Origin of the sequence: Gimesia alba (assembly GCF_007744675.1) — a bacterium.
GTDB lineage: Bacteria > Planctomycetota > Planctomycetia > Planctomycetales > Planctomycetaceae > Gimesia > Gimesia alba.
This window is the reverse complement of record NZ_CP036269.1, coordinates 7,142,340-7,158,587: the sequence shown is the minus strand read 5'-3', so window position 1 is coordinate 7,158,587 and position 16,248 is coordinate 7,142,340. Positions and strand designations below refer to the sequence as shown.

The following is a 16,248-nucleotide window of genomic DNA, read 5'->3' as shown; positions in this document are numbered from 1 at the left end:
ATGATCCGGCCTGGTTTCTGGTTGAAATCTCTTGACCTGGTTCCTGAAATGGACTTGTTGTGAGACTTGACGGATCAGATCAGGCTGGATACATTGTCTCGTTCCTCTCACTGCTGAGGGGCGTGAAAAGAGTGCGAAACAGGTGGCCATATGTATTTTTGGCTGCGTTTGAATAAAAGTGTTTATTGTAAGTTCATGATTTGAACGAAGATGGGTTGTCTCGATGCCAACGATTAATCAATTGATTCGTAAGCCAAGAAAAAAGCAGATTTCCAAGAGTAAAACTCCTCTGTTGGAAGGTTGTCCTCAGAAGCGTGGGGTCTGTTTACAGGTTAAGACAGTGACTCCGAAGAAGCCAAACTCCGCTCTGCGTAAAGTGGCTCGTGTTCGTCTTTCGAACGGAAAAGAGTTGACTGCTTATATCCCCGGTGAAGGCCATAACCTGCAGGAGCACTCGATTGTGCTCGTGCGTGGTGGTCGTGTTCGCGACTTGCCTGGTGTTCGCTATAAAGTGATCCGTGGTGTGCTCGATACGCTTGGTGTGAATGATCGTCGTCAGGCACGCAGCCGTTATGGTACGAAACGCCCCAAATAATCGTTCATTTAATTTTATTCATTAGTCAAATATTTGATTACATCTGTCAGTGTTCTTTGAGAGCATTGAGATTAAAGTCAGAGGAAATGTTGGAATGGGCAAGAAGTTTACTGCCAGTGCGACACAGCTAAAGCCGGATCCTCGGTTTAATTCACTGTTGGCTTCGAAGTTTGTTAACTGCTTGATGCATGATGGCAAAAAAAGCGTTGCACAAAACGTTTTTTATGATGCCTTGGAACGTATCAAAGAGCGTGTTCCCGATGTGGAACCGATCGAAGTCTTTACGCAGGCTGTCGAAAATGTAAAGCCCAGTGTTGAAGTGCGGTCAAAGCGAGTGGGTGGAGCAACCTATCAGGTTCCGACTCCCGTGAGCCCTAAGCGTCAGCAAACTCTGGCAATTCGCTGGATTCTGGCTGCCATTCGCGGGAAAAAAGGGCGTCCCATGGAGGTTCGCCTGGCTGATGAGATTTTGTCTGCTCATAAGCGGGAAGGTACCGCAATGACAACTCGCGAGAACATTCATCGAATGGCTGAAGCGAACAAGGCGTTTGCACATTTCGCCTTCTCTCGCTAAGGCAGTTATTACGACCATCTAGACGCACTGGTATGGCTTTTGGGCTATTACTTCGTGCGTCTTTTTTTTTGATATTGTAGATTCAGACTGATTTGTAAACGATATAGTCTACGGCGATAAGGTGTGGCACTGTTTGTGCTTGGTTTTAGTCAGAAATGTCTGTTTGTCTGAGTGCCGTTACGTTGATGATTTTGCAGATGGGATTGTAGGGAAAGATGTCAGCTTCAATAGAGAAAATCAGAAACATCGGCATCATTGCTCACATTGATGCCGGTAAGACGACAACGACCGAGAGAATCTTGTATTACGCAGGTGTGGTGCATCGGCCCGGTGGAGTCGATGAAGGTACGACTGCGACCGACTTTGATGCGGAAGAAGCGAAGCGTGGAATCACGATTTATTCAGCTGCGATTACCTGTCATTGGAAAGGGTATTCGATCAATATTATCGATACGCCCGGGCACGTGGATTTTACAGCTGAGGTGGAGCGCAGTCTGCGGGTTCTGGATGGTGCCGTTGTTGTATTCAGCGCAATGGAGGGTGTGGAAGCCCAAAGCGAAACAGTGTGGCGGCAGGCGGATAAATATAATGTGCCGCGCATCTGCTTTATTAATAAGATGGATCGTATTGGTGCCAGCTTTGATCGTACATTTCAGGAGATTAAGAAGCGGCTGCGAGCCAATCCCGTAGCATTGCAGATCCCCATCGGTGAAGGCTCAACTTCAACTGGTGTATCGTTTGAAGGGGTGATTGATCTGATCAAAATGAAATCCCTGTATTATGACTCGGAGTCAATGGGGGCGAAATTTGAGGTCGGGGAGATTGCAGACGAATATCTTGAGCAGGCTCAGGAATGGCGCAGCAAAATGTTGGAAGCGGTGGCAGAGCTGGATGAAAAAGTGCTCGAGCAATATTATGAAACCGAGGATATTCCCGAGGAAGACCTGTTGCGCCTTTTGAGAGAGGCGACGCTCAATGGGACTCTGCAACCGACGTTCTGTGGCTCTTCTTTAAATTATATTGGTGTGCAGCCCGTGCTGGATGCCGTTGGAGAGTTTTTGCCCAGTCCTTTGGATCGTCCGCCTGTGGAGGGGATTAATCCTCAGCCCAAAAAACGCAATGCAGAAGCGGGTGAGCCAACGTCGCGGGCGCCATCTGTGGATGAGCCGATGTGTGGGCTGGTCTTCAAGATTCAGGCCGACAAGCATGGCGATTTGTGTTTTATTCGCGTTTATTCAGGGCAGCTGAAAAGTGGAAGTCGTTTGCTGAATGCACGCACCGGCAAAAAGGAGTTGATCAGTCAGTTGTGGCGTGTGCATGCAGATGCACGGGAGAAGGTGGAGACCGACTGTATTGATGCGGGTGACATTGCCGGCGTGATTGGACCGAAAGAAGCCGTTACGGGGGATACGTTGTGTGATATTAAGCATCCGATCCTGCTTGAAAGTATTACGTTTCCTGAAACGGTGATTTCGATGGCGGTGGAGCCTGAGTCCAGTGCGGATCGAAAGAAGCTGGAGGAGACATTAAAAAAATTGTCCAGGCAGGACCCCACTTTTAAGGCAGTTACAAATGAAGAGACCGGGCAGACGATTGTCTCCGGGATGGGGGAGTTGCATCTTGAAGTTCTTCGTAATCGAATGCAAAAAGAATTCAACTTGAGTGTGCGGGTTCATAAGCCGCGAGTCAGTTATCGTGAAACGGTAACTGCGGTGACGGAAAAAGAAGTCGAATTCAATCGCCCTTCTTCAGGGGGAGATCTTTACTTCAAGGTGAAGCTGCGGTTGGAGCCTTTTGAGGGGGATGTACCCGTTTCAATTCTCAGCAGCCTGAAGCCGGGCGAGTTGGATCCTGAGTTGCATAAAGTGATGATGGAAACATTGAAAATGGGGGTTGAGGGCGGCGGCCAGGTAGGTTTTCCGCTGATGAATGTGCAGTTTGTTGTCCTGGATGCCCGGGTTCATGAGGGGGAAACGAATGAGGTGGCTGTGGAAGCCGCGGTCTCAGAGGCGTTGCATGGATGTATTAATGACGCAAAGATTCAATTGCTGGAACCGATCATGAAAATGGAAGTGGTGACGCCCGATGAATTTCGTGGGAACATTCAGGCGGATCTTAGTTCCCGGAATGCTGCTGTGTTGAATACGGAATGGCGCAGTGATTTATGTGTGATGGAGGTAGAGGCGCCTTTATCCCAATTGTTTGGCTATTCTACCCAGATTCGGAGTCTGTCTCAGGGACGCGCCTCGTTCTCGATGGAGCCCTTAAAGTATGCGGCGGCTCCTGCGAACGTGTTAAAAGAGATGATTGGATAATTTTTTAAAAATCATAGGGTTCTACGCTTGGTATCCAGTGGGGGAGAGTGTAACTTGTCTCCTCTGCGAAATTGGGAATCTGGATGCAGGTTTTCAAATGAACAGTAAGTGGTGTGCTTTTCTTGTGAGACTGTCAGAATTTCGAAAAAAGCGTTTTAAGCTTTGTTCGGGTTGTTGACAAGCGGAGAAGGTGTCATTACTATTGCTCGCTTCCCTGTTTGGGGGAAAGTGTCTAAATAGGGTAAGAGTCTAATTTTAGCGAAGGAATTTATTGGTGGCCGTTGCGAGTCAAGAGCGAATTCGAATTCGCATGGAAGCTTATGATCACTCCGTGTTGGACCAGTCGGCAGCAGATATTGTTGATACGGCGAAACGAACCGGTGCGATTGTGCATGGCCCCATTCCATTGCCGACGAGAGTTGAGCGATATACGGTTCTGAAGGGACCTCATATTGATAAAAAGTCTCGTGAGCAATTTGAAATTCGGACTCATAAGCGTTTGGTTGATATTTTGTCTCCAACCGGTAAGACGATTGATGCTTTGAATAAATTGTCTTTGCCTGCTGGGGTTGATATTAAAATTAAGGCGTCCGCTGGCGGAAACTAGTCTTTGTAGGTTTTCGTTATGATGCTCGCAGTTCTGGTGTATTTCCGGTTCTGCTTGATTGGTTAGGGATCCAGCGTTAGCTGGTGGTGCTATGCTTCTATCTGTCCTGGCGGGCAGGTTTCGTAGGAGCTTTGTTCCCGTTGTATTAAGGGTGATGAGTATGCCTGTCGGTCTACTGGGTAAAAAGGTCGGGATGACACAAGTTTATGATGATGGGGTGATGGTTCCCGTCACCGTGATTCAGGCTGGTCCTTGCCATGTTCTGCAGGTTCGTACGGTAGACACAGACGGGTACGAAGCGGTTCAGGTAGGTTTTGGTGACAAGCCTCGCCGGTTGTCAGCCCGAAGTGAACGTGGTCATGTTGCTGCTCTGGATAGTAAGCGGCAGAAGAAGCGTACCGAATCGGGTGTGGCGACCGTTGATAAAGCTGGTTGTGAACCGAAGCGATTTATTAAAGAATTTCGTACCGACGGCGAAGATCATGGCTGTGAAGTCGGAAATGAGCTGACGGTATCAGTTTTTTCTGACGTATCTCACATTGATGTGATCGGTACCAGCAAAGGACGTGGTTTTGCTGGTGTGATGAAAAGACATAACTTTTCTGGTCAACGTGCTTCACATGGTGTTAAGCGAGTGCATCGCCATGGTGGTTCGATTGGTCAGAGTGCGGATCCTTCACGGGTTATGAAGGGGACGCGAATGGGTGGTCGATATGGCGGCAAGCAGATTACTGTCAGGCATTTGAAAGTTGTTCGCGTTGATGAGGAGAATGGTCTTCTCTTGGTGCGGGGAGCAGTTCCAGGACCCAATGGTGGGGACTTGGTGATTCGTCATACTAATAAGTATTAGTTTTTGGTGTTTGAAGTAGTTATCTAGTTCTGCCTTAATAAATGGTGTCAAAATGATTTCTGTTGCAATTCAAGATAAATCTGGCAAAGAAGTGGGCAAATACGAGTTTGAGTCCACTGAGTTGGCCCGTGGTGTCAATCGTCAGTTGTTGCACGACGTTGTGGTGATGTACGAGGCAAATAAGCGGATTGGCTCTTCCAAAACCAAAAGTCGTGGCATGGTAGTCGGAAGTACCAAGAAGTTGTATCGGCAAAAGGGGACAGGTCGTGCCCGTGCTGGCGCTGCTCGGACTCCCGTTCGCCGTGGTGGTGGTCATACATTTGCGAAAACTCCTAAGGATTGGAGTTATCGCTTGCCTAAGAAGGCCGTCAAGCTGGCGACCCGGATGGCAATTTTAAGCAAATTTGAAGATGAGCAAGTGACGTTGATTGATGAATTAGCGTTGCAGGTTCCAAAGACAAAAGAGATTACAGGCGCATTGTCTGCATTAGGTTTGTCAAATACGACTTGTCTGTTGACGACCGGTGGACACGATCCCATCGTTTGGAAATCAGCTCGAAATATTGCAGGAGTGCAGGTTTCACCTGCCAGTGACTTGAATGCTTATGATGTCTTGCATCAGCGGCAAATGGTGCTGACCAAGTCTGCTTTAGATCAGTTACTTGGTCGGACTGAAGGTTAGTTCGGTAAGGTTTGTAGTTTAGTCATCCAGTCTGAGTATTGAGGTTAGTTGTTATGTCGGATGGTTCAAAAAAAGGCGTTCAGCTGGAGCCGTATCAGGTCGTCATCCGGCCATTGGTGACAGAAAAAGGGACTCATCTATCTGAGTCTTATAATACATATACGTTTGTTGTTGATAAGTCGGCTACAAAAACAGACATTAAAAAAGCTGTGTCTGACTTATGGAATGTACGAGTGGTTTCTGTTCGGACTCAAAACCGATTGGGTAAGCCACGACGTCATAAATATAAAGTTGGTTATACAAAGTCATGGAAAAAGGCGATTGTCGAGCTGCATGAGGATGATCGAATTTCATTCTTTTAAGCCTTGTTTTGTGTGAAGACTTACGCGAAACAGATTGATCTCCGGTTTTGAAACCAACAAAGTATTGAGGAACTAAATTATGGGAATCCGATTCTACAAGCCTGTCACACCAGGTCGGCGTGGTGCATCGGTGAGCGATTTTGCAGCGATTACAGATCGTAAAAAAGCTCCTGAGAAATCCCTGTTGAAACGGTATAAGAAAAAAGGCGGACGGAATAACCAGGGTGTGATTACTGCCCGGCATCGTGGTGGTGGACACAAGCGGATGTACCGTTTGATTGATTTTCGTCGTAATAAAGATGGTGTGCCAGCCAAGGTGAATGGTATTGAGTACGATCCCAACCGATCTGCTCGAATTGCGCTGTTGCATTATGTTGATGGTGAAAAACGATATATCCTGGCTCCGGAAGGTTTGGCTGCTGGGGATACCGTGATCAGTGGAGACAAGGTTGAACCTAATGTTGGTAACTGCATGCCTCTGGCAAGCATTCCCTTGGGATCGGCGATTCATAACATTGAAATGCAGCCTGGCCGAGGCGGTCAGCTGTGTCGGAGTGCCGGCACTTCAGCCGTACTGAATGCACGTGAAGAAAATTGGGCTCAGGTGACTCTGCCTTCTGGGGAAGTCAGACGTATTCCAAGCTCTTGTCGGGCAACGATTGGTGAAATTGGTAACTCAGAACATACAAAAGTGGTGCTGGGTAAAGCAGGTCGTAAACGTTGGATGGGGCGTCGTCCTCATGTTCGTGGAACTTGTATGAACCCGGTTGCTCACCCGATGGGTGGTGGTGAAGGTCGAAACTCAGGCGGCCGTCATCCCTGTAGCCCAACCGGTAAGCTTGCCAAAGGCGGAAAGACACGAAAGAAAAAGAAAGCTTCATCAAAGGCAATCATTCGACGTCGTAAATCACGTCGATATGGTCAGCTGAAGCTCTGATTATTGTAGTTTGAATTTAAAAGAATACGTATCTGTTTTCGATAATTGAGGACAAGTTTTATGGGTCGCTCTCTGAAAAAAGGGCCTTATGTTGATGTGAAACTTCTTAAGAAGATTGAGAAGTTGAACGAGTCGGGTAAAAAAGCACCGATCAAGACATGGGCTCGGGCTTCAACAATTGCTCCGGAATTTGTAGGTCATACATTTCTGGTGCATAACGGGCGCGCTCACCTAAGCGTGTATGTCACGGAAGAAATGGTTGGTCATAAGCTGGGTGAATTCTCACTGACACGTACCTTCCGCGGCCATACGATGAAGAAGAAATAAACGTTTGTGTTTGTTGTTATTTCGGTCGAGACGGCCGATAACCGATAAGAATTATGCAATAGTGAAGTGGAGTAATTGTCATGGGGCAAGTTCGAGCAATGCATCGATTTGCACGAATTTCAGCAACTAAGGTTCGTCCTTTTGCAGACCTGGTTCGTGGTATGACAGCTTCTGAAGGCTTGGATTCGTTGAAGTACATTCCAAACCGTGGAGCACGTTTCCTCGAAAAGGTAATCAAGAGTGCGATGGCCAATGCTGAAGACAAAGGTGCTCGGAACGTAGAAGGTTTGAAGATCACAGAAGCACGCGTTGATGGCGGGCCGATGTTCAAACGCATTCAACCCCGTGCACGAGGGATGGCCTACACGATTCGTCGTCGGATGTCACATATTCATGTTGCTATCGAAGCTCCTGAGCTTCCGTAGAACTGATTAAACTACTTTACATCACTGTTGTTAAAATTAGTCATTACTCAACCAGAAATACTTAAAGGATAACCTGTATCATGGGGCAAAAAGTTCGACCAACCGGATTTCGAGTCGGCGTGGTAGAAGACTGGAGAAGTCGCTGGTATGCCTCCAAGAAAGATTTTGGGGCATTGCTGGTTGAGGATCAGAAAGTACGGAAATTCATCCAGACCAAATATAAGTTTGCCGGCATTCCAAAGGTCGAGATCGAAAGAACTCGCGATCAGGTAGTCGTGCACTTATTCACAGCTCGCCCCGGGATCATCATTGGTCGTAAAGGGCAGGAAGTGGATCGGCTCAAGGCTGAATTGGAAGACCTGACCGGTCGTCGGATGGAATTGAAAATTATCGAAGTTGATAATGCACTGCAAAGTGCAGCATTGGTTGCAGAAGATATCGCGCAGCAGTTGTCAAAGCGTGGTAGCTTCCGAAGAACAATTAAACGTGCCCTGGACCAGGTAATGGAAACGGGCGTTCATGGAATTAAAATCGAGCTTTCCGGTCGATTGGGTGGAGCAGAAATGTCACGGCGTGAAAAAGCAAGCCGTGGTTCGATTCCACTCTCGACTTTGCAACGACATGTTGACTACGGATTTCGTGAGGCACACACCACCTTCGGAGTCATCGGAGTGAAAGTTTGGATTGACCTTGGTGATTATTCAGATGAGGAGAATCGCGATGGCTCTAATGCCAAAGCGGGTCAAGCACCGCAAAAGCCAAAGAGGACGCATAAAAGGTAATGCGACACGTGGTAACACTGTTGCCTTTGGTGAATGGGGCTTACAATCTCTGGACCCTGGGCACATAACAGCACAAACCATTGAAGCATGCCGAATTGCAGCGACACAATATGTTCGAGGTGAAGGTAAACTTTATATCCGGATCTTTCCTCAGAAGTCGGTCACGTCCCGTCCTCTGGAAACCCGTATGGGTAAAGGGAAAGGGGAGCCGGATCACTGGGTTGCCGTGATCAAGCCTGGAACAGTTTTGTTTGAGCTGTCGGGAGTTTCACACGAAGCGGCAAAACGTTGTTTCGCTCGTGTGGCACATAAGTTACCGGTTAATGTGAGATTAGTCGAACGTCGACCTTCCATTTAGTCTGGTCGATGACGGGTAGTAATAATTTTAAAACACTTTGGTCTGGTTTGAGTAGTTTCAGCCGGTCCGAAAAACATCATTGGGTTTTACTGATGACCAAAGCCAGCGAATTACGTGAGATGAATGATGAGCAATTATCATTTGCTCTCCAGGAAACACAAAAAGAGTTGTTTCAGTTGCGGTTTCAAGCAGCAACGGAACGTCTCGATGCACCGAGTAGCATTAAGCGGTTAAGGCGTGAGATTGCACGTGTTCAGACCATTCGTCGTGAACGTGAATTAAGTCAGCAAAAAGATGCTTAATCAGGCTCGTTGAGGTAAGAAAATGCGAAAAAAACTGACCGGTACCGTGGCTAGTGCCAAGATGGACAAGACATTACGGGTAGAAATTCAAAGACGATATCGTCACCCGATGTATGGTAAGACGGTTCGTGGACGTACTGTCTGTCACGTGCACGATGAGAAAAATGAAGCAGAAGAAGGGGATACTGTCGAAATTATCGAAGGTCGTCCTCGTTCGAAAACAAAGCGTTGGGATTTGATCCGAGTTGTAGAGAAGAAGAAAGACTAGAGTCTTTCAAAAGTGAACTTCAAATTCGGTTACTTTTATGTAGTACAAAGATAAGGTTAGCCTCATCTTTGGGTTGATAAGGAACAGGCAAAGCCATGATTCAGATGCAAACCGATCTGGATGTATGTGATAACTCGGGTGCTAAAGTCGCGCGTTGCATTAAAGTGCTGGGTGGAACAGGACGTCGGACTGCAGAAGTCGGCGACGTGATTGTTGTCAGTATTCAGAAAACATTGGCCGGTAGTAATATTAAAAAAGGTCAGGTTTTACGTGGCGTGATTGTTCGAACCAAGTATCCATGTCGTCGCGACGATGGAAGCTATGTAAAGTTTGACCGTAACGCGATGGTTTTACTGGATGGTGAGGGTAATCCTCGGGGAACACGTATTTTTGGCGCCGTCGCCCGAGAGCTTCGCGAACGCAAATATATGAAAATTATTAGCCTGGCAAACGAGGTAGTCTGAGAATGAAGATACGACGTGGCGATTCAGTAATTGTGATTACGGGCGCAGATGCAGGCGATACACCTCGGCGCGTGTTGAAGGTAGTAGCCGGTGGTCAGAAAGTAACCGTAGAAAATGTCAATCGTGTATTTAAGCACGTAAAACGCGGGCATCCCAAAAGTCCTCAAGGGGGACGTCTGGAGCTCGAAATGCCGATCGATATTTCCAATGTGAAATTTTATTGTGAAGCATGCAGCAAAGCGACCCGCATTGGTTACCGCTATGCAGACGATGGAAGCAAGGAACGGTTTTGCAAGTCCTGCAGTGCCGCTGTGGGAACCATCAGTCCTGCGAAAGCAAAATATCAGAAACAGTAATCAGATTTTGTAGTTTTCAGTAAGGAAGATTGTTCCGAAGTTCGGACAATCTGAAACAAAACAATGGCAATACCAACATTATTAAAACAATATCGTGATGAAATTGTTCCCGTCCTGAAAGACAAATTAGGACGAGCCAATGTGCACTCACTGCCACAAATTGAAAAAGTTGTGATCAGCATGGGGATTGGCTCTGCAAGTCAGGATCGGAAACGGCTTGTTGAAGTCGCCGAGCATATGACTCTGTTGGCCGGACAGAAAGCTCAGATTACACGTGCACGTAAATCAGTTGCTGGTTTCAAATTGCGAGAAGGCCAGGAAATTGGTTGTCGGGTGACTCTGCGAGGCACACGGATGTACGAGTTTCTGGAACGGCTGATTTCACTGGCATTGCCTCGTGTGCGTGACTTTCGCGGCGTAAATCCAAAAGCCTTTGATGGTGCCGGAAACTATAGTCTGGGTTTGAATGAACAAATGGTCTTCCTGGAAATTGATCCGGATTCCGTGCATTATACCCAGGGAATGAATATCACAATTGTGACCACCGCTGCCAACAACGAAGAAGGTTTTCTGTTGTTGAAAGAATTCGGCATGCCGTTTCGCAAGTAGTCGGTTTTGAATTGTCGCTGAATTATATAAAATACCAACCATATAGTAGATTAGTCGGAGAAAAACAGTGAGGGTAGCCAGCTAATGATGACAGACCCTATTGCAGACATGCTGACACGAATTCGTAATGCACTGCAGATTGAACGACCTTATGTAGATATCCCTGCCTCAAAAATTAAAGTGGCTATTGCTGCTGCTTTGCAACGTGAGGGATATGTTTGGGATTACGAAGTCATTGAGGACAGCCCGCAAAATGTGTTGCGAGTGAACTTGAAGTATGGTCCCAATGGCGAACGCGTGATTCAAAGAATCGTTCGTGAAAGTAAGCCTGGACGTCGTGCTTATCAGGATTTGCGGTCCATGCCGGAAGTTCTGCAGGGATTGGGAGTCAGTATTCTCTCAACCAGCAAAGGCGTGCTCAGCAATCGTGAAGCAAAAAAAGAGGGTGTCGGCGGCGAGTTACTCTGTACGATCTGGTAATTTAAAAGTGTATACAGGCTGGCTTGTTACGAGTCATGCATTTAATTTAACTGGAATTTGAACTTATGTCTCGAATCGGTAAAAAACCAATTCCTGTTCCCAGCGGAGTGGAAGTGAAGATTGATGGCGGCTCCATTTCCATCAAAGGAAAACATGGCGAGTTGTCGTTTACATACCATCCTTCCATGCAGGTGGAATTAGATTCGGAAGCTAATGTAGTCAATGTCATTCGTCCTAATGAAGAACGACAAAGCCGTGCTCTGCATGGTTTAACTCGCGCATTGATTGCGAATATGGTTCAGGGCGTTGAAACTCCTTTTGTGAAAAAACTGGAGATTCAAGGTGTTGGTTATCAAGCGACTTTGAATGGTCAGAAGCTGAGTCTCCAGGTGGGATTTGCCAATACGATCGTTCTGGAAGTTCCCAAAGGGGTCACCTGCGAACTTCCCAACAGTACAAACATTGTTGTGACCTCGGCAGATAAACATGCTGTTGGTCAGTTTGCTGCGAATATTCGTAGCGTACGTCCTCCTGAACCTTATAAAGGTAAGGGAATTCGTTATGAAGGTGAATATGTACGGCGTAAAGCTGGTAAAGCCTTTGCTAGCTAATGGCTTTCAACTGCCTGTTTAAGCAGTCTGTTAGCGGTCTGGCCTTGTGGCTGAACTGTTTTTAGAAAATGACGGTAAAATGAAATTAGAAAAAACCCTGAAAAAGCAGAAGAAACGACGTTCGTTCCGTATTCGCAACACGGTTCGCAGAACTGGTCGTTATCGACTCTCTGTTTATCGAAGCAACAATCATATTTATGCTCAGTTGATCGATGATACGGCAGGTGCCACATTGGTTTCCGCCAGCACAAAAGACAAGAGTATTGCTGGTGAAATCAAAAATGGTGGAAACATTGCTGCCGCCGAAAAAGTGGGAAAATTGATTGGCGAACGGGCCGTCGAAAAGGGAATTAAAGAGGTCGCTTTTGACCGTGGACCTTATCGATATCATGGGCGAGTTGCTGCCCTGGCTGATTCTGCCCGACAAGCGGGATTGGATTTTTAATAGAGACAACACTCAATACGGGTTGGAGAAGATACCGTGTCAAAAGAAGGTACAAAGCAAACGCCAGAAACAGTCATTCAAATCCGTCGCTGTGCCTGTGTGGTCAAAGGGGGCCGTCGGTTCAGCTTTACGGCATTGGTTGTGGTTGGCGACAAAGAAGGTCGTGTTGGCTGGGGATACGGAAAAGCCATCGAAGTACCTTTGGCAGTGGATAAAGCCGTCAAACAGGCCAATCGCAGTATGATTCAAGTGCCAATCGTGGAACACACCGTTCCCCACGAAGTCGTCGGACGATATGGATCTGCTCGCGTATTGCTCTTACCAGCTCGTCCTGGTACCGGTATTATTGCCGGAGCCGGTGTGCGTGCCGTTGTAGAAGCTGCCGGCATTACCGATATTTATACAAAGAGTCGTGGTTCCAATAATCCAATCAATGTGGTCAAAGCGACCATTGATGGACTCTCAAAACTGCGAACCCGAGATGATGTTGCACGCTTGAGAGGAGTAGAAGTCTAATGATTATTGATGACGTACACCGCGGAATTAAAAAGAATAAAAAACGGAAACGAGTTGGCCGTGGTCCTGGTTCAGGGCATGGTAAAACTTCGACCCGTGGTCATAATGGTTATGGGAGTCGTTCTGGTTCTTCACGCCGTACCAGCTTTGAAGGGGGACAGACCCCATTAGCGCTGCGTGTCGCCAAGCGAGGATTCAATAACAAACAGTTCGCCAAGAAAGTGGCTGTTGTGAATGTCTCTGCCTTGGAGCAGGCATTTGAAAGTGGTGCTGAAATCACCCCGGAAATTCTGGCTGCCAAAGGTCTGGCAAAAGGACGTTTCGATCAAGTGAAAATTTTAGGTAACGGCGATCTCAGCAAAAAGTTTTCTGTGGCCGCTCACTTGTTTTCCCAGTCAGCTGAAGAAAAAATTCAAGCTGCCGGGGGCACTGTCAGTCGAATTTTGTCATAAGTGGATTCATTCAAGGACTTGATTTCAGCAGTAAAAATACACGTTATTTTCGTTTGAAACGGATCTAAAACAGATCAAACCAAATCTTCTGCTGAATTATGACACAAAGGATCGCTACCCATGCTCGGTAAATTATTAGTTCTGTTCAAAATTCCCGAGCTGCGTAATAAAATCCTGCTGACACTGGGATTGCTGGCCGTCTATCGCATGGGGTTCTGGATTGCCCTCCCTTTTGTGGATCAGGCACAGCTTGCCGAAACGCTCAAAGATTTACAAAGCCAACAAGGCGGACTCGGGCAGGTGATGCAAGTCATCTCTTTGTTCTCTGCTTCTAATATTGGCCAGAGCACAATCTTCGGCCTGGGCATTATGCCATATATCTCAGCTTCCATTATCTTCCAGCTCATGGGGACGGTTTATCCGCCTCTGGAACGCCTTCAGAAAGAAGGCGAAGCAGGCCGGAAGAAAATTAATGAATATACACGGTATGCAACAGTCATTATCTGTCTGGTGCAAAGTTACTTCTGGATTCGAACACTGGCGGGCGGCTTTGGCTCCGGGACCAGTCTGATTCTGGATGGCTATCAGGGCTTCTATTACCAGATCGTGGCGACAATCACCATGACCACCGGTACCGTCTTTTTGATGTGGATCGGCGAACAGATCGACGCCTACGGAATTGGGAATGGGATCAGCTTATTGATTATGGCCGGGATTCTGGCGCGGATGCCTCAAGCGGGCTGGAGCCTGATTGAACCTGCCTTCGAGAAGGGAATCGCACTCGGTACTGATACCGGAATTGACCGGCTGTTGATCCTGGCACTGGTGTTTGTGTTCGTGGTGGTCTGGGTGATTGCGATCACTCAAGGTCAACGACGGATTCCAATTCAAAGCGCCAAGCATGTTCGTGGACGACGCGTTTCTGGCGGTCAACGTCAGTCGCTTCCACTAAGAGTCAATCAGGCGGGCGTGATGCCGATTATCTTCGCATCCAGTCTACTGATGTTCCCTTATTTTCTGTTCCATGCCATCAGTGAGTATTTTCCGACAATCACGTTTTGGGCGATGCTCGATGAAGCCTTCCAGCCAATGAGCCGTGGCTTTGTTTACACAATGTCTTATGTGGTATTGATTTACTTCTTCTGTTATTTCTGGACGGCGATTACATTTAACCCGAAAGATATGGCAGAAAATCTGAAAGATTACGGTTCTTTCATCCCCGGTTATCGACCAGGGGCTAGAACTGCCGCTTATCTCGAACAGGTAATGGTACGAATTACTTATGTAGGGGCAGCGTTTCTGTCACTGGTCGCGATTATTCCGACTCTGGTTTCGACCTGGTTGGGTGTCGACTTCCTGGTGGCGAGTTTTTACGGTGGAACCGGATTACTGATTGTGGTTTCTGTGGTGCTCGATCTGGTCAATAAAATTGACAGCCATCTGGTAATGCGAAACTATTCAGGACTACTTGAGAGCGATCTGTAAAGAATAAACGGGCCAGTCATCGCGAAATTCACCAAAAAAGGGGTGTTTCGCTTGTCGATTCAGGCATGCGACGTTTATAATTTCCTGATTCGCTCCGCTTCGGAAATTGTACAGGTTTGATACGAAGCCGGAGTTTGCTCATTTAATGAGCGTAATTATTTAAATTTACACGAGTTACACTGGGAGAGCAGTTCAGAATTGCTCTTTGTGTTCTCGAAAATCATGAACCAAAGTAATAGAGAAATCGTAGTACGATGAAAGTCCGAGCTAGTGTTAAGCGGATTTGTGAAAGCTGTAAAGTCATCAGACGGAAAGGTCGCGTTTACGTGATCTGCTCTTCCAACCCACGTCATAAGCAGCGACAAGGGTAATCGTCTCGAATTACGTCTTTTTGATTTGATCTCAGTTTTTACATCCAGCGGAGTGAAATAAAATGCCTCGTATTCTCGGTGTTGATATTCCGAATGATAAGCCTGTTTATGTTTCCCTGACCTACTTGTATGGAATCGGAAACGTGACTGCACTCAATATCTGCCACAAATTAGAAATCAATCCTCAGCTCAAAGCAAAAGACTTGACCGATGATGAGTTGAGTCGGATTGTGAATCTGCTGGATACCGAATATTCAGTGGAAGGGCAATTGCGTCGAGCCACACAACAGGATATCGCCCGTTTGCGAGATATTCAGTCCTATCGCGGCATTCGTCATCGTCGTGGTCTGCCTGTTCGAGGACAGAACACGCAAACCAATGCCCGCACACGCAAGGGTGGGAAGAAAACCGTTGCCGGTAAAAAGGGTGTTAAAGACGCCCGACACTAGGCCTCTGCGTTTTGAATACGCCGGACCTGGTTACTACGAACCGATCAGAAAAATAAATAGAATGTCGCTGTAAGTTTCCGCGACGTGATTTAACATCCCAAAATAATGAGTTTCAGTTTCTGAATCCATGCTGACAGAAACATCAGGAGTTGCAGAGTGGCTAAAGTCAAACGAAAAAAAGTGAAACGTCACATCACAAAAGCGATTGCTTACATCAAAGCAACGTTTAACAACACCACTGTCACAATTACCGATCTCAACGGCGATGTGCTTTGCTGGGCCACTGCGGGAACTTCTGGTTTCAAAGGCAGCCGCAAAAGCACACCGTTTGCCGCTCAGAGAGCAGCAGAAATCTGTGCAGAAAAAGCATCCAAGTTTGGTGTGAAAGAGATGGAAATTCGCGTCAAAGGACCTGGCTCCGGTCGCGAAAGTGCGATCACCGGTCTGCAGACAGCGGGCATTGCCATCCGGGCAATCGAAGATATCACGCCGCTGCCTCACAATGGCTGCCGCCCACCGAAAAAACGAAGAGTCTGAATCGTTACGTTGCAGACGATATAAAACAATTTTTGCGTAAGCAAAACAGGTTGGATTACAATAACTCACTAGAATGATGATTGCAAAAT

The 16,248-nt window shown here is 47.0% G+C and carries 26 protein-coding genes; all 26 read left to right on the top strand.

Annotated features, from left to right (window positions below):
- Window positions 1-223: 223 nt before the first annotated feature.
- The 26 genes from rpsL (at window position 224) to rpsK (ending at window position 16,159) form a co-directional block, all read left to right on the top strand.
- Window positions 224-595, top strand: coding sequence for a 30S ribosomal protein S12 (gene rpsL / locus Pan241w_RS26755; RefSeq protein ID WP_002649821.1), 372 nt, complete (start codon window positions 224-226; stop codon window positions 593-595).
- A gap of 94 nt (window positions 596-689) precedes the next feature.
- Complete coding sequence (gene rpsG, locus Pan241w_RS26750) at window positions 690-1,169, top strand: 30S ribosomal protein S7 (protein WP_145222108.1); 480 nt, start codon at window positions 690-692, stop codon at window positions 1,167-1,169.
- A gap of 215 nt (window positions 1,170-1,384) precedes the next feature.
- Window positions 1,385-3,484, top strand: coding sequence for an elongation factor G (gene fusA / locus Pan241w_RS26745; protein ID WP_145222105.1), 2,100 nt, complete (start codon window positions 1,385-1,387; stop codon window positions 3,482-3,484).
- Window positions 3,485-3,758: 274 nt separating this feature from the next.
- Complete coding sequence (gene rpsJ / locus Pan241w_RS26740; protein ID WP_145044987.1) at window positions 3,759-4,091, top strand: 30S ribosomal protein S10; 333 nt, start codon at window positions 3,759-3,761, stop codon at window positions 4,089-4,091.
- A gap of 160 nt (window positions 4,092-4,251) precedes the next feature.
- The gene (rplC, locus tag Pan241w_RS26735; protein WP_145222102.1) at window positions 4,252-4,941 is read left to right on the top strand and encodes a 50S ribosomal protein L3; all 690 of its coding nucleotides are present in this window, start codon (window positions 4,252-4,254) and stop codon (window positions 4,939-4,941) included.
- A 52-nt stretch (window positions 4,942-4,993) separates the two neighbouring features.
- Complete coding sequence (gene rplD, locus Pan241w_RS26730) at window positions 4,994-5,623, top strand: 50S ribosomal protein L4 (protein WP_145222099.1); 630 nt, start codon at window positions 4,994-4,996, stop codon at window positions 5,621-5,623.
- Between the two features lie 53 nt (window positions 5,624-5,676).
- A complete protein-coding gene (gene rplW, locus Pan241w_RS26725; RefSeq protein WP_145222097.1) occupies window positions 5,677-5,985 on the top strand; it encodes a 50S ribosomal protein L23 in 309 nt (102 codons plus the stop codon).
- 79 nt (window positions 5,986-6,064) lie between these two features.
- Window positions 6,065-6,922, top strand: a complete 858-nt coding sequence (gene rplB / locus Pan241w_RS26720) for a 50S ribosomal protein L2 (protein WP_145222094.1) — start codon at window positions 6,065-6,067, stop codon at window positions 6,920-6,922.
- A gap of 60 nt (window positions 6,923-6,982) precedes the next feature.
- Window positions 6,983-7,249 carry a 30S ribosomal protein S19 gene (rpsS, locus tag Pan241w_RS26715; protein WP_145222091.1) on the top strand — a complete coding sequence of 89 codons (267 nt, stop codon included), beginning with the start codon at window positions 6,983-6,985 and terminating at the stop codon, window positions 7,247-7,249.
- An 80-nt stretch (window positions 7,250-7,329) separates the two neighbouring features.
- Window positions 7,330-7,674 carry a 50S ribosomal protein L22 gene (gene rplV, locus Pan241w_RS26710; protein WP_145222088.1) on the top strand — a complete coding sequence of 115 codons (345 nt, stop codon included), beginning with the start codon at window positions 7,330-7,332 and terminating at the stop codon, window positions 7,672-7,674.
- An 80-nt stretch (window positions 7,675-7,754) separates the two neighbouring features.
- Window positions 7,755-8,456 carry a 30S ribosomal protein S3 gene (gene rpsC / locus Pan241w_RS26705; protein ID WP_145222085.1) on the top strand — a complete coding sequence of 234 codons (702 nt, stop codon included), beginning with the start codon at window positions 7,755-7,757 and terminating at the stop codon, window positions 8,454-8,456.
- Window positions 8,395-8,814, top strand: coding sequence for a 50S ribosomal protein L16 (gene rplP / locus Pan241w_RS26700; protein WP_145222082.1), 420 nt, complete (start codon window positions 8,395-8,397; stop codon window positions 8,812-8,814). The genes rpsC and rplP overlap by 62 nt, the downstream gene beginning before the upstream one ends.
- 92 nt (window positions 8,815-8,906) lie before the next feature.
- Window positions 8,907-9,116 (top strand): 50S ribosomal protein L29, encoded by a 210-nt coding sequence (gene rpmC, locus Pan241w_RS26695; RefSeq protein WP_145222079.1) that lies wholly within the window; start codon window positions 8,907-8,909, stop codon window positions 9,114-9,116.
- Window positions 9,117-9,138: 22 nt separating this feature from the next.
- Window positions 9,139-9,384 (top strand): 30S ribosomal protein S17, encoded by a 246-nt coding sequence (gene rpsQ, locus Pan241w_RS26690; RefSeq protein ID WP_145222076.1) that lies wholly within the window; start codon window positions 9,139-9,141, stop codon window positions 9,382-9,384.
- Between the two features lie 95 nt (window positions 9,385-9,479).
- Window positions 9,480-9,848 carry a 50S ribosomal protein L14 gene (gene rplN / locus Pan241w_RS26685; RefSeq protein ID WP_145222073.1) on the top strand — a complete coding sequence of 123 codons (369 nt, stop codon included), beginning with the start codon at window positions 9,480-9,482 and terminating at the stop codon, window positions 9,846-9,848.
- 2 nt (window positions 9,849-9,850) lie between these two features.
- Window positions 9,851-10,204, top strand: coding sequence for a 50S ribosomal protein L24 (gene rplX / locus Pan241w_RS26680; RefSeq protein ID WP_145222070.1), 354 nt, complete (start codon window positions 9,851-9,853; stop codon window positions 10,202-10,204).
- Between the two features lie 63 nt (window positions 10,205-10,267).
- On the top strand, window positions 10,268-10,813 hold the full coding sequence (gene rplE / locus Pan241w_RS26675) for a 50S ribosomal protein L5 (protein WP_145222067.1): 546 nt from the start codon (window positions 10,268-10,270) through the stop codon (window positions 10,811-10,813).
- An 84-nt stretch (window positions 10,814-10,897) separates the two neighbouring features.
- Window positions 10,898-11,293, top strand: coding sequence for a 30S ribosomal protein S8 (gene rpsH / locus Pan241w_RS26670; protein ID WP_145222064.1), 396 nt, complete (start codon window positions 10,898-10,900; stop codon window positions 11,291-11,293).
- Between the two features lie 65 nt (window positions 11,294-11,358).
- Entirely contained in the window at window positions 11,359-11,904 is a 546-nt protein-coding gene (gene rplF / locus Pan241w_RS26665) for a 50S ribosomal protein L6 (protein WP_145222062.1), read from the top strand.
- A 79-nt stretch (window positions 11,905-11,983) separates the two neighbouring features.
- Window positions 11,984-12,349, top strand: coding sequence for a 50S ribosomal protein L18 (rplR, locus tag Pan241w_RS26660; protein WP_145222059.1), 366 nt, complete (start codon window positions 11,984-11,986; stop codon window positions 12,347-12,349).
- Window positions 12,350-12,385: 36 nt separating this feature from the next.
- Window positions 12,386-12,865, top strand: coding sequence for a 30S ribosomal protein S5 (rpsE, locus tag Pan241w_RS26655; protein ID WP_145222056.1), 480 nt, complete (start codon window positions 12,386-12,388; stop codon window positions 12,863-12,865).
- The gene (rplO, locus tag Pan241w_RS26650; RefSeq protein WP_145222053.1) at window positions 12,865-13,317 is read left to right on the top strand and encodes a 50S ribosomal protein L15; all 453 of its coding nucleotides are present in this window, start codon (window positions 12,865-12,867) and stop codon (window positions 13,315-13,317) included. The genes rpsE and rplO overlap by 1 nt, the downstream gene beginning before the upstream one ends.
- 120 nt (window positions 13,318-13,437) lie before the next feature.
- Window positions 13,438-14,802, top strand: coding sequence for a preprotein translocase subunit SecY (secY, locus tag Pan241w_RS26645; protein WP_145222050.1), 1,365 nt, complete (start codon window positions 13,438-13,440; stop codon window positions 14,800-14,802).
- A gap of 254 nt (window positions 14,803-15,056) precedes the next feature.
- Window positions 15,057-15,173, top strand: a complete 117-nt coding sequence (gene rpmJ / locus Pan241w_RS26640) for a 50S ribosomal protein L36 (protein WP_144980856.1) — start codon at window positions 15,057-15,059, stop codon at window positions 15,171-15,173.
- Window positions 15,174-15,235: 62 nt separating this feature from the next.
- Entirely contained in the window at window positions 15,236-15,622 is a 387-nt protein-coding gene (rpsM, locus tag Pan241w_RS26635) for a 30S ribosomal protein S13 (protein ID WP_145222047.1), read from the top strand.
- 156 nt (window positions 15,623-15,778) lie between these two features.
- On the top strand, window positions 15,779-16,159 hold the full coding sequence (gene rpsK, locus Pan241w_RS26630) for a 30S ribosomal protein S11 (RefSeq protein ID WP_145222044.1): 381 nt from the start codon (window positions 15,779-15,781) through the stop codon (window positions 16,157-16,159).
- Window positions 16,160-16,248 lie beyond the last annotated feature (89 nt).

Coding starts and splice junctions, on each gene's coding strand:
- rpsL (WP_002649821.1), top strand. CDS start 224: ATGCCAACGATTAATCAATTGATTCGTAAGCCAAGAAAAAAGCAGATT.
- rpsG (WP_145222108.1), top strand. CDS start 690: ATGGGCAAGAAGTTTACTGCCAGTGCGACACAGCTAAAGCCGGATCCT.
- fusA (WP_145222105.1), top strand. CDS start 1,385: ATGTCAGCTTCAATAGAGAAAATCAGAAACATCGGCATCATTGCTCAC.
- rplC (WP_145222102.1), top strand. CDS start 4,252: ATGCCTGTCGGTCTACTGGGTAAAAAGGTCGGGATGACACAAGTTTAT.
- rplD (WP_145222099.1), top strand. CDS start 4,994: ATGATTTCTGTTGCAATTCAAGATAAATCTGGCAAAGAAGTGGGCAAA.
- rplW (WP_145222097.1), top strand. CDS start 5,677: ATGTCGGATGGTTCAAAAAAAGGCGTTCAGCTGGAGCCGTATCAGGTC.
- rplB (WP_145222094.1), top strand. CDS start 6,065: ATGGGAATCCGATTCTACAAGCCTGTCACACCAGGTCGGCGTGGTGCA.
- rpsS (WP_145222091.1), top strand. CDS start 6,983: ATGGGTCGCTCTCTGAAAAAAGGGCCTTATGTTGATGTGAAACTTCTT.
- rplV (WP_145222088.1), top strand. CDS start 7,330: ATGGGGCAAGTTCGAGCAATGCATCGATTTGCACGAATTTCAGCAACT.
- rpsC (WP_145222085.1), top strand. CDS start 7,755: ATGGGGCAAAAAGTTCGACCAACCGGATTTCGAGTCGGCGTGGTAGAA.
- rplP (WP_145222082.1), top strand. CDS start 8,395: ATGGCTCTAATGCCAAAGCGGGTCAAGCACCGCAAAAGCCAAAGAGGA.
- rpmC (WP_145222079.1), top strand. CDS start 8,907: ATGACCAAAGCCAGCGAATTACGTGAGATGAATGATGAGCAATTATCA.
- rpsQ (WP_145222076.1), top strand. CDS start 9,139: ATGCGAAAAAAACTGACCGGTACCGTGGCTAGTGCCAAGATGGACAAG.
- rplN (WP_145222073.1), top strand. CDS start 9,480: ATGATTCAGATGCAAACCGATCTGGATGTATGTGATAACTCGGGTGCT.
- rplX (WP_145222070.1), top strand. CDS start 9,851: ATGAAGATACGACGTGGCGATTCAGTAATTGTGATTACGGGCGCAGAT.
- rplE (WP_145222067.1), top strand. CDS start 10,268: ATGGCAATACCAACATTATTAAAACAATATCGTGATGAAATTGTTCCC.
- rpsH (WP_145222064.1), top strand. CDS start 10,898: ATGATGACAGACCCTATTGCAGACATGCTGACACGAATTCGTAATGCA.
- rplF (WP_145222062.1), top strand. CDS start 11,359: ATGTCTCGAATCGGTAAAAAACCAATTCCTGTTCCCAGCGGAGTGGAA.
- rplR (WP_145222059.1), top strand. CDS start 11,984: ATGAAATTAGAAAAAACCCTGAAAAAGCAGAAGAAACGACGTTCGTTC.
- rplO (WP_145222053.1), top strand. CDS start 12,865: ATGATTATTGATGACGTACACCGCGGAATTAAAAAGAATAAAAAACGG.
- secY (WP_145222050.1), top strand. CDS start 13,438: ATGCTCGGTAAATTATTAGTTCTGTTCAAAATTCCCGAGCTGCGTAAT.
- rpmJ (WP_144980856.1), top strand. CDS start 15,057: ATGAAAGTCCGAGCTAGTGTTAAGCGGATTTGTGAAAGCTGTAAAGTC.
- rpsM (WP_145222047.1), top strand. CDS start 15,236: ATGCCTCGTATTCTCGGTGTTGATATTCCGAATGATAAGCCTGTTTAT.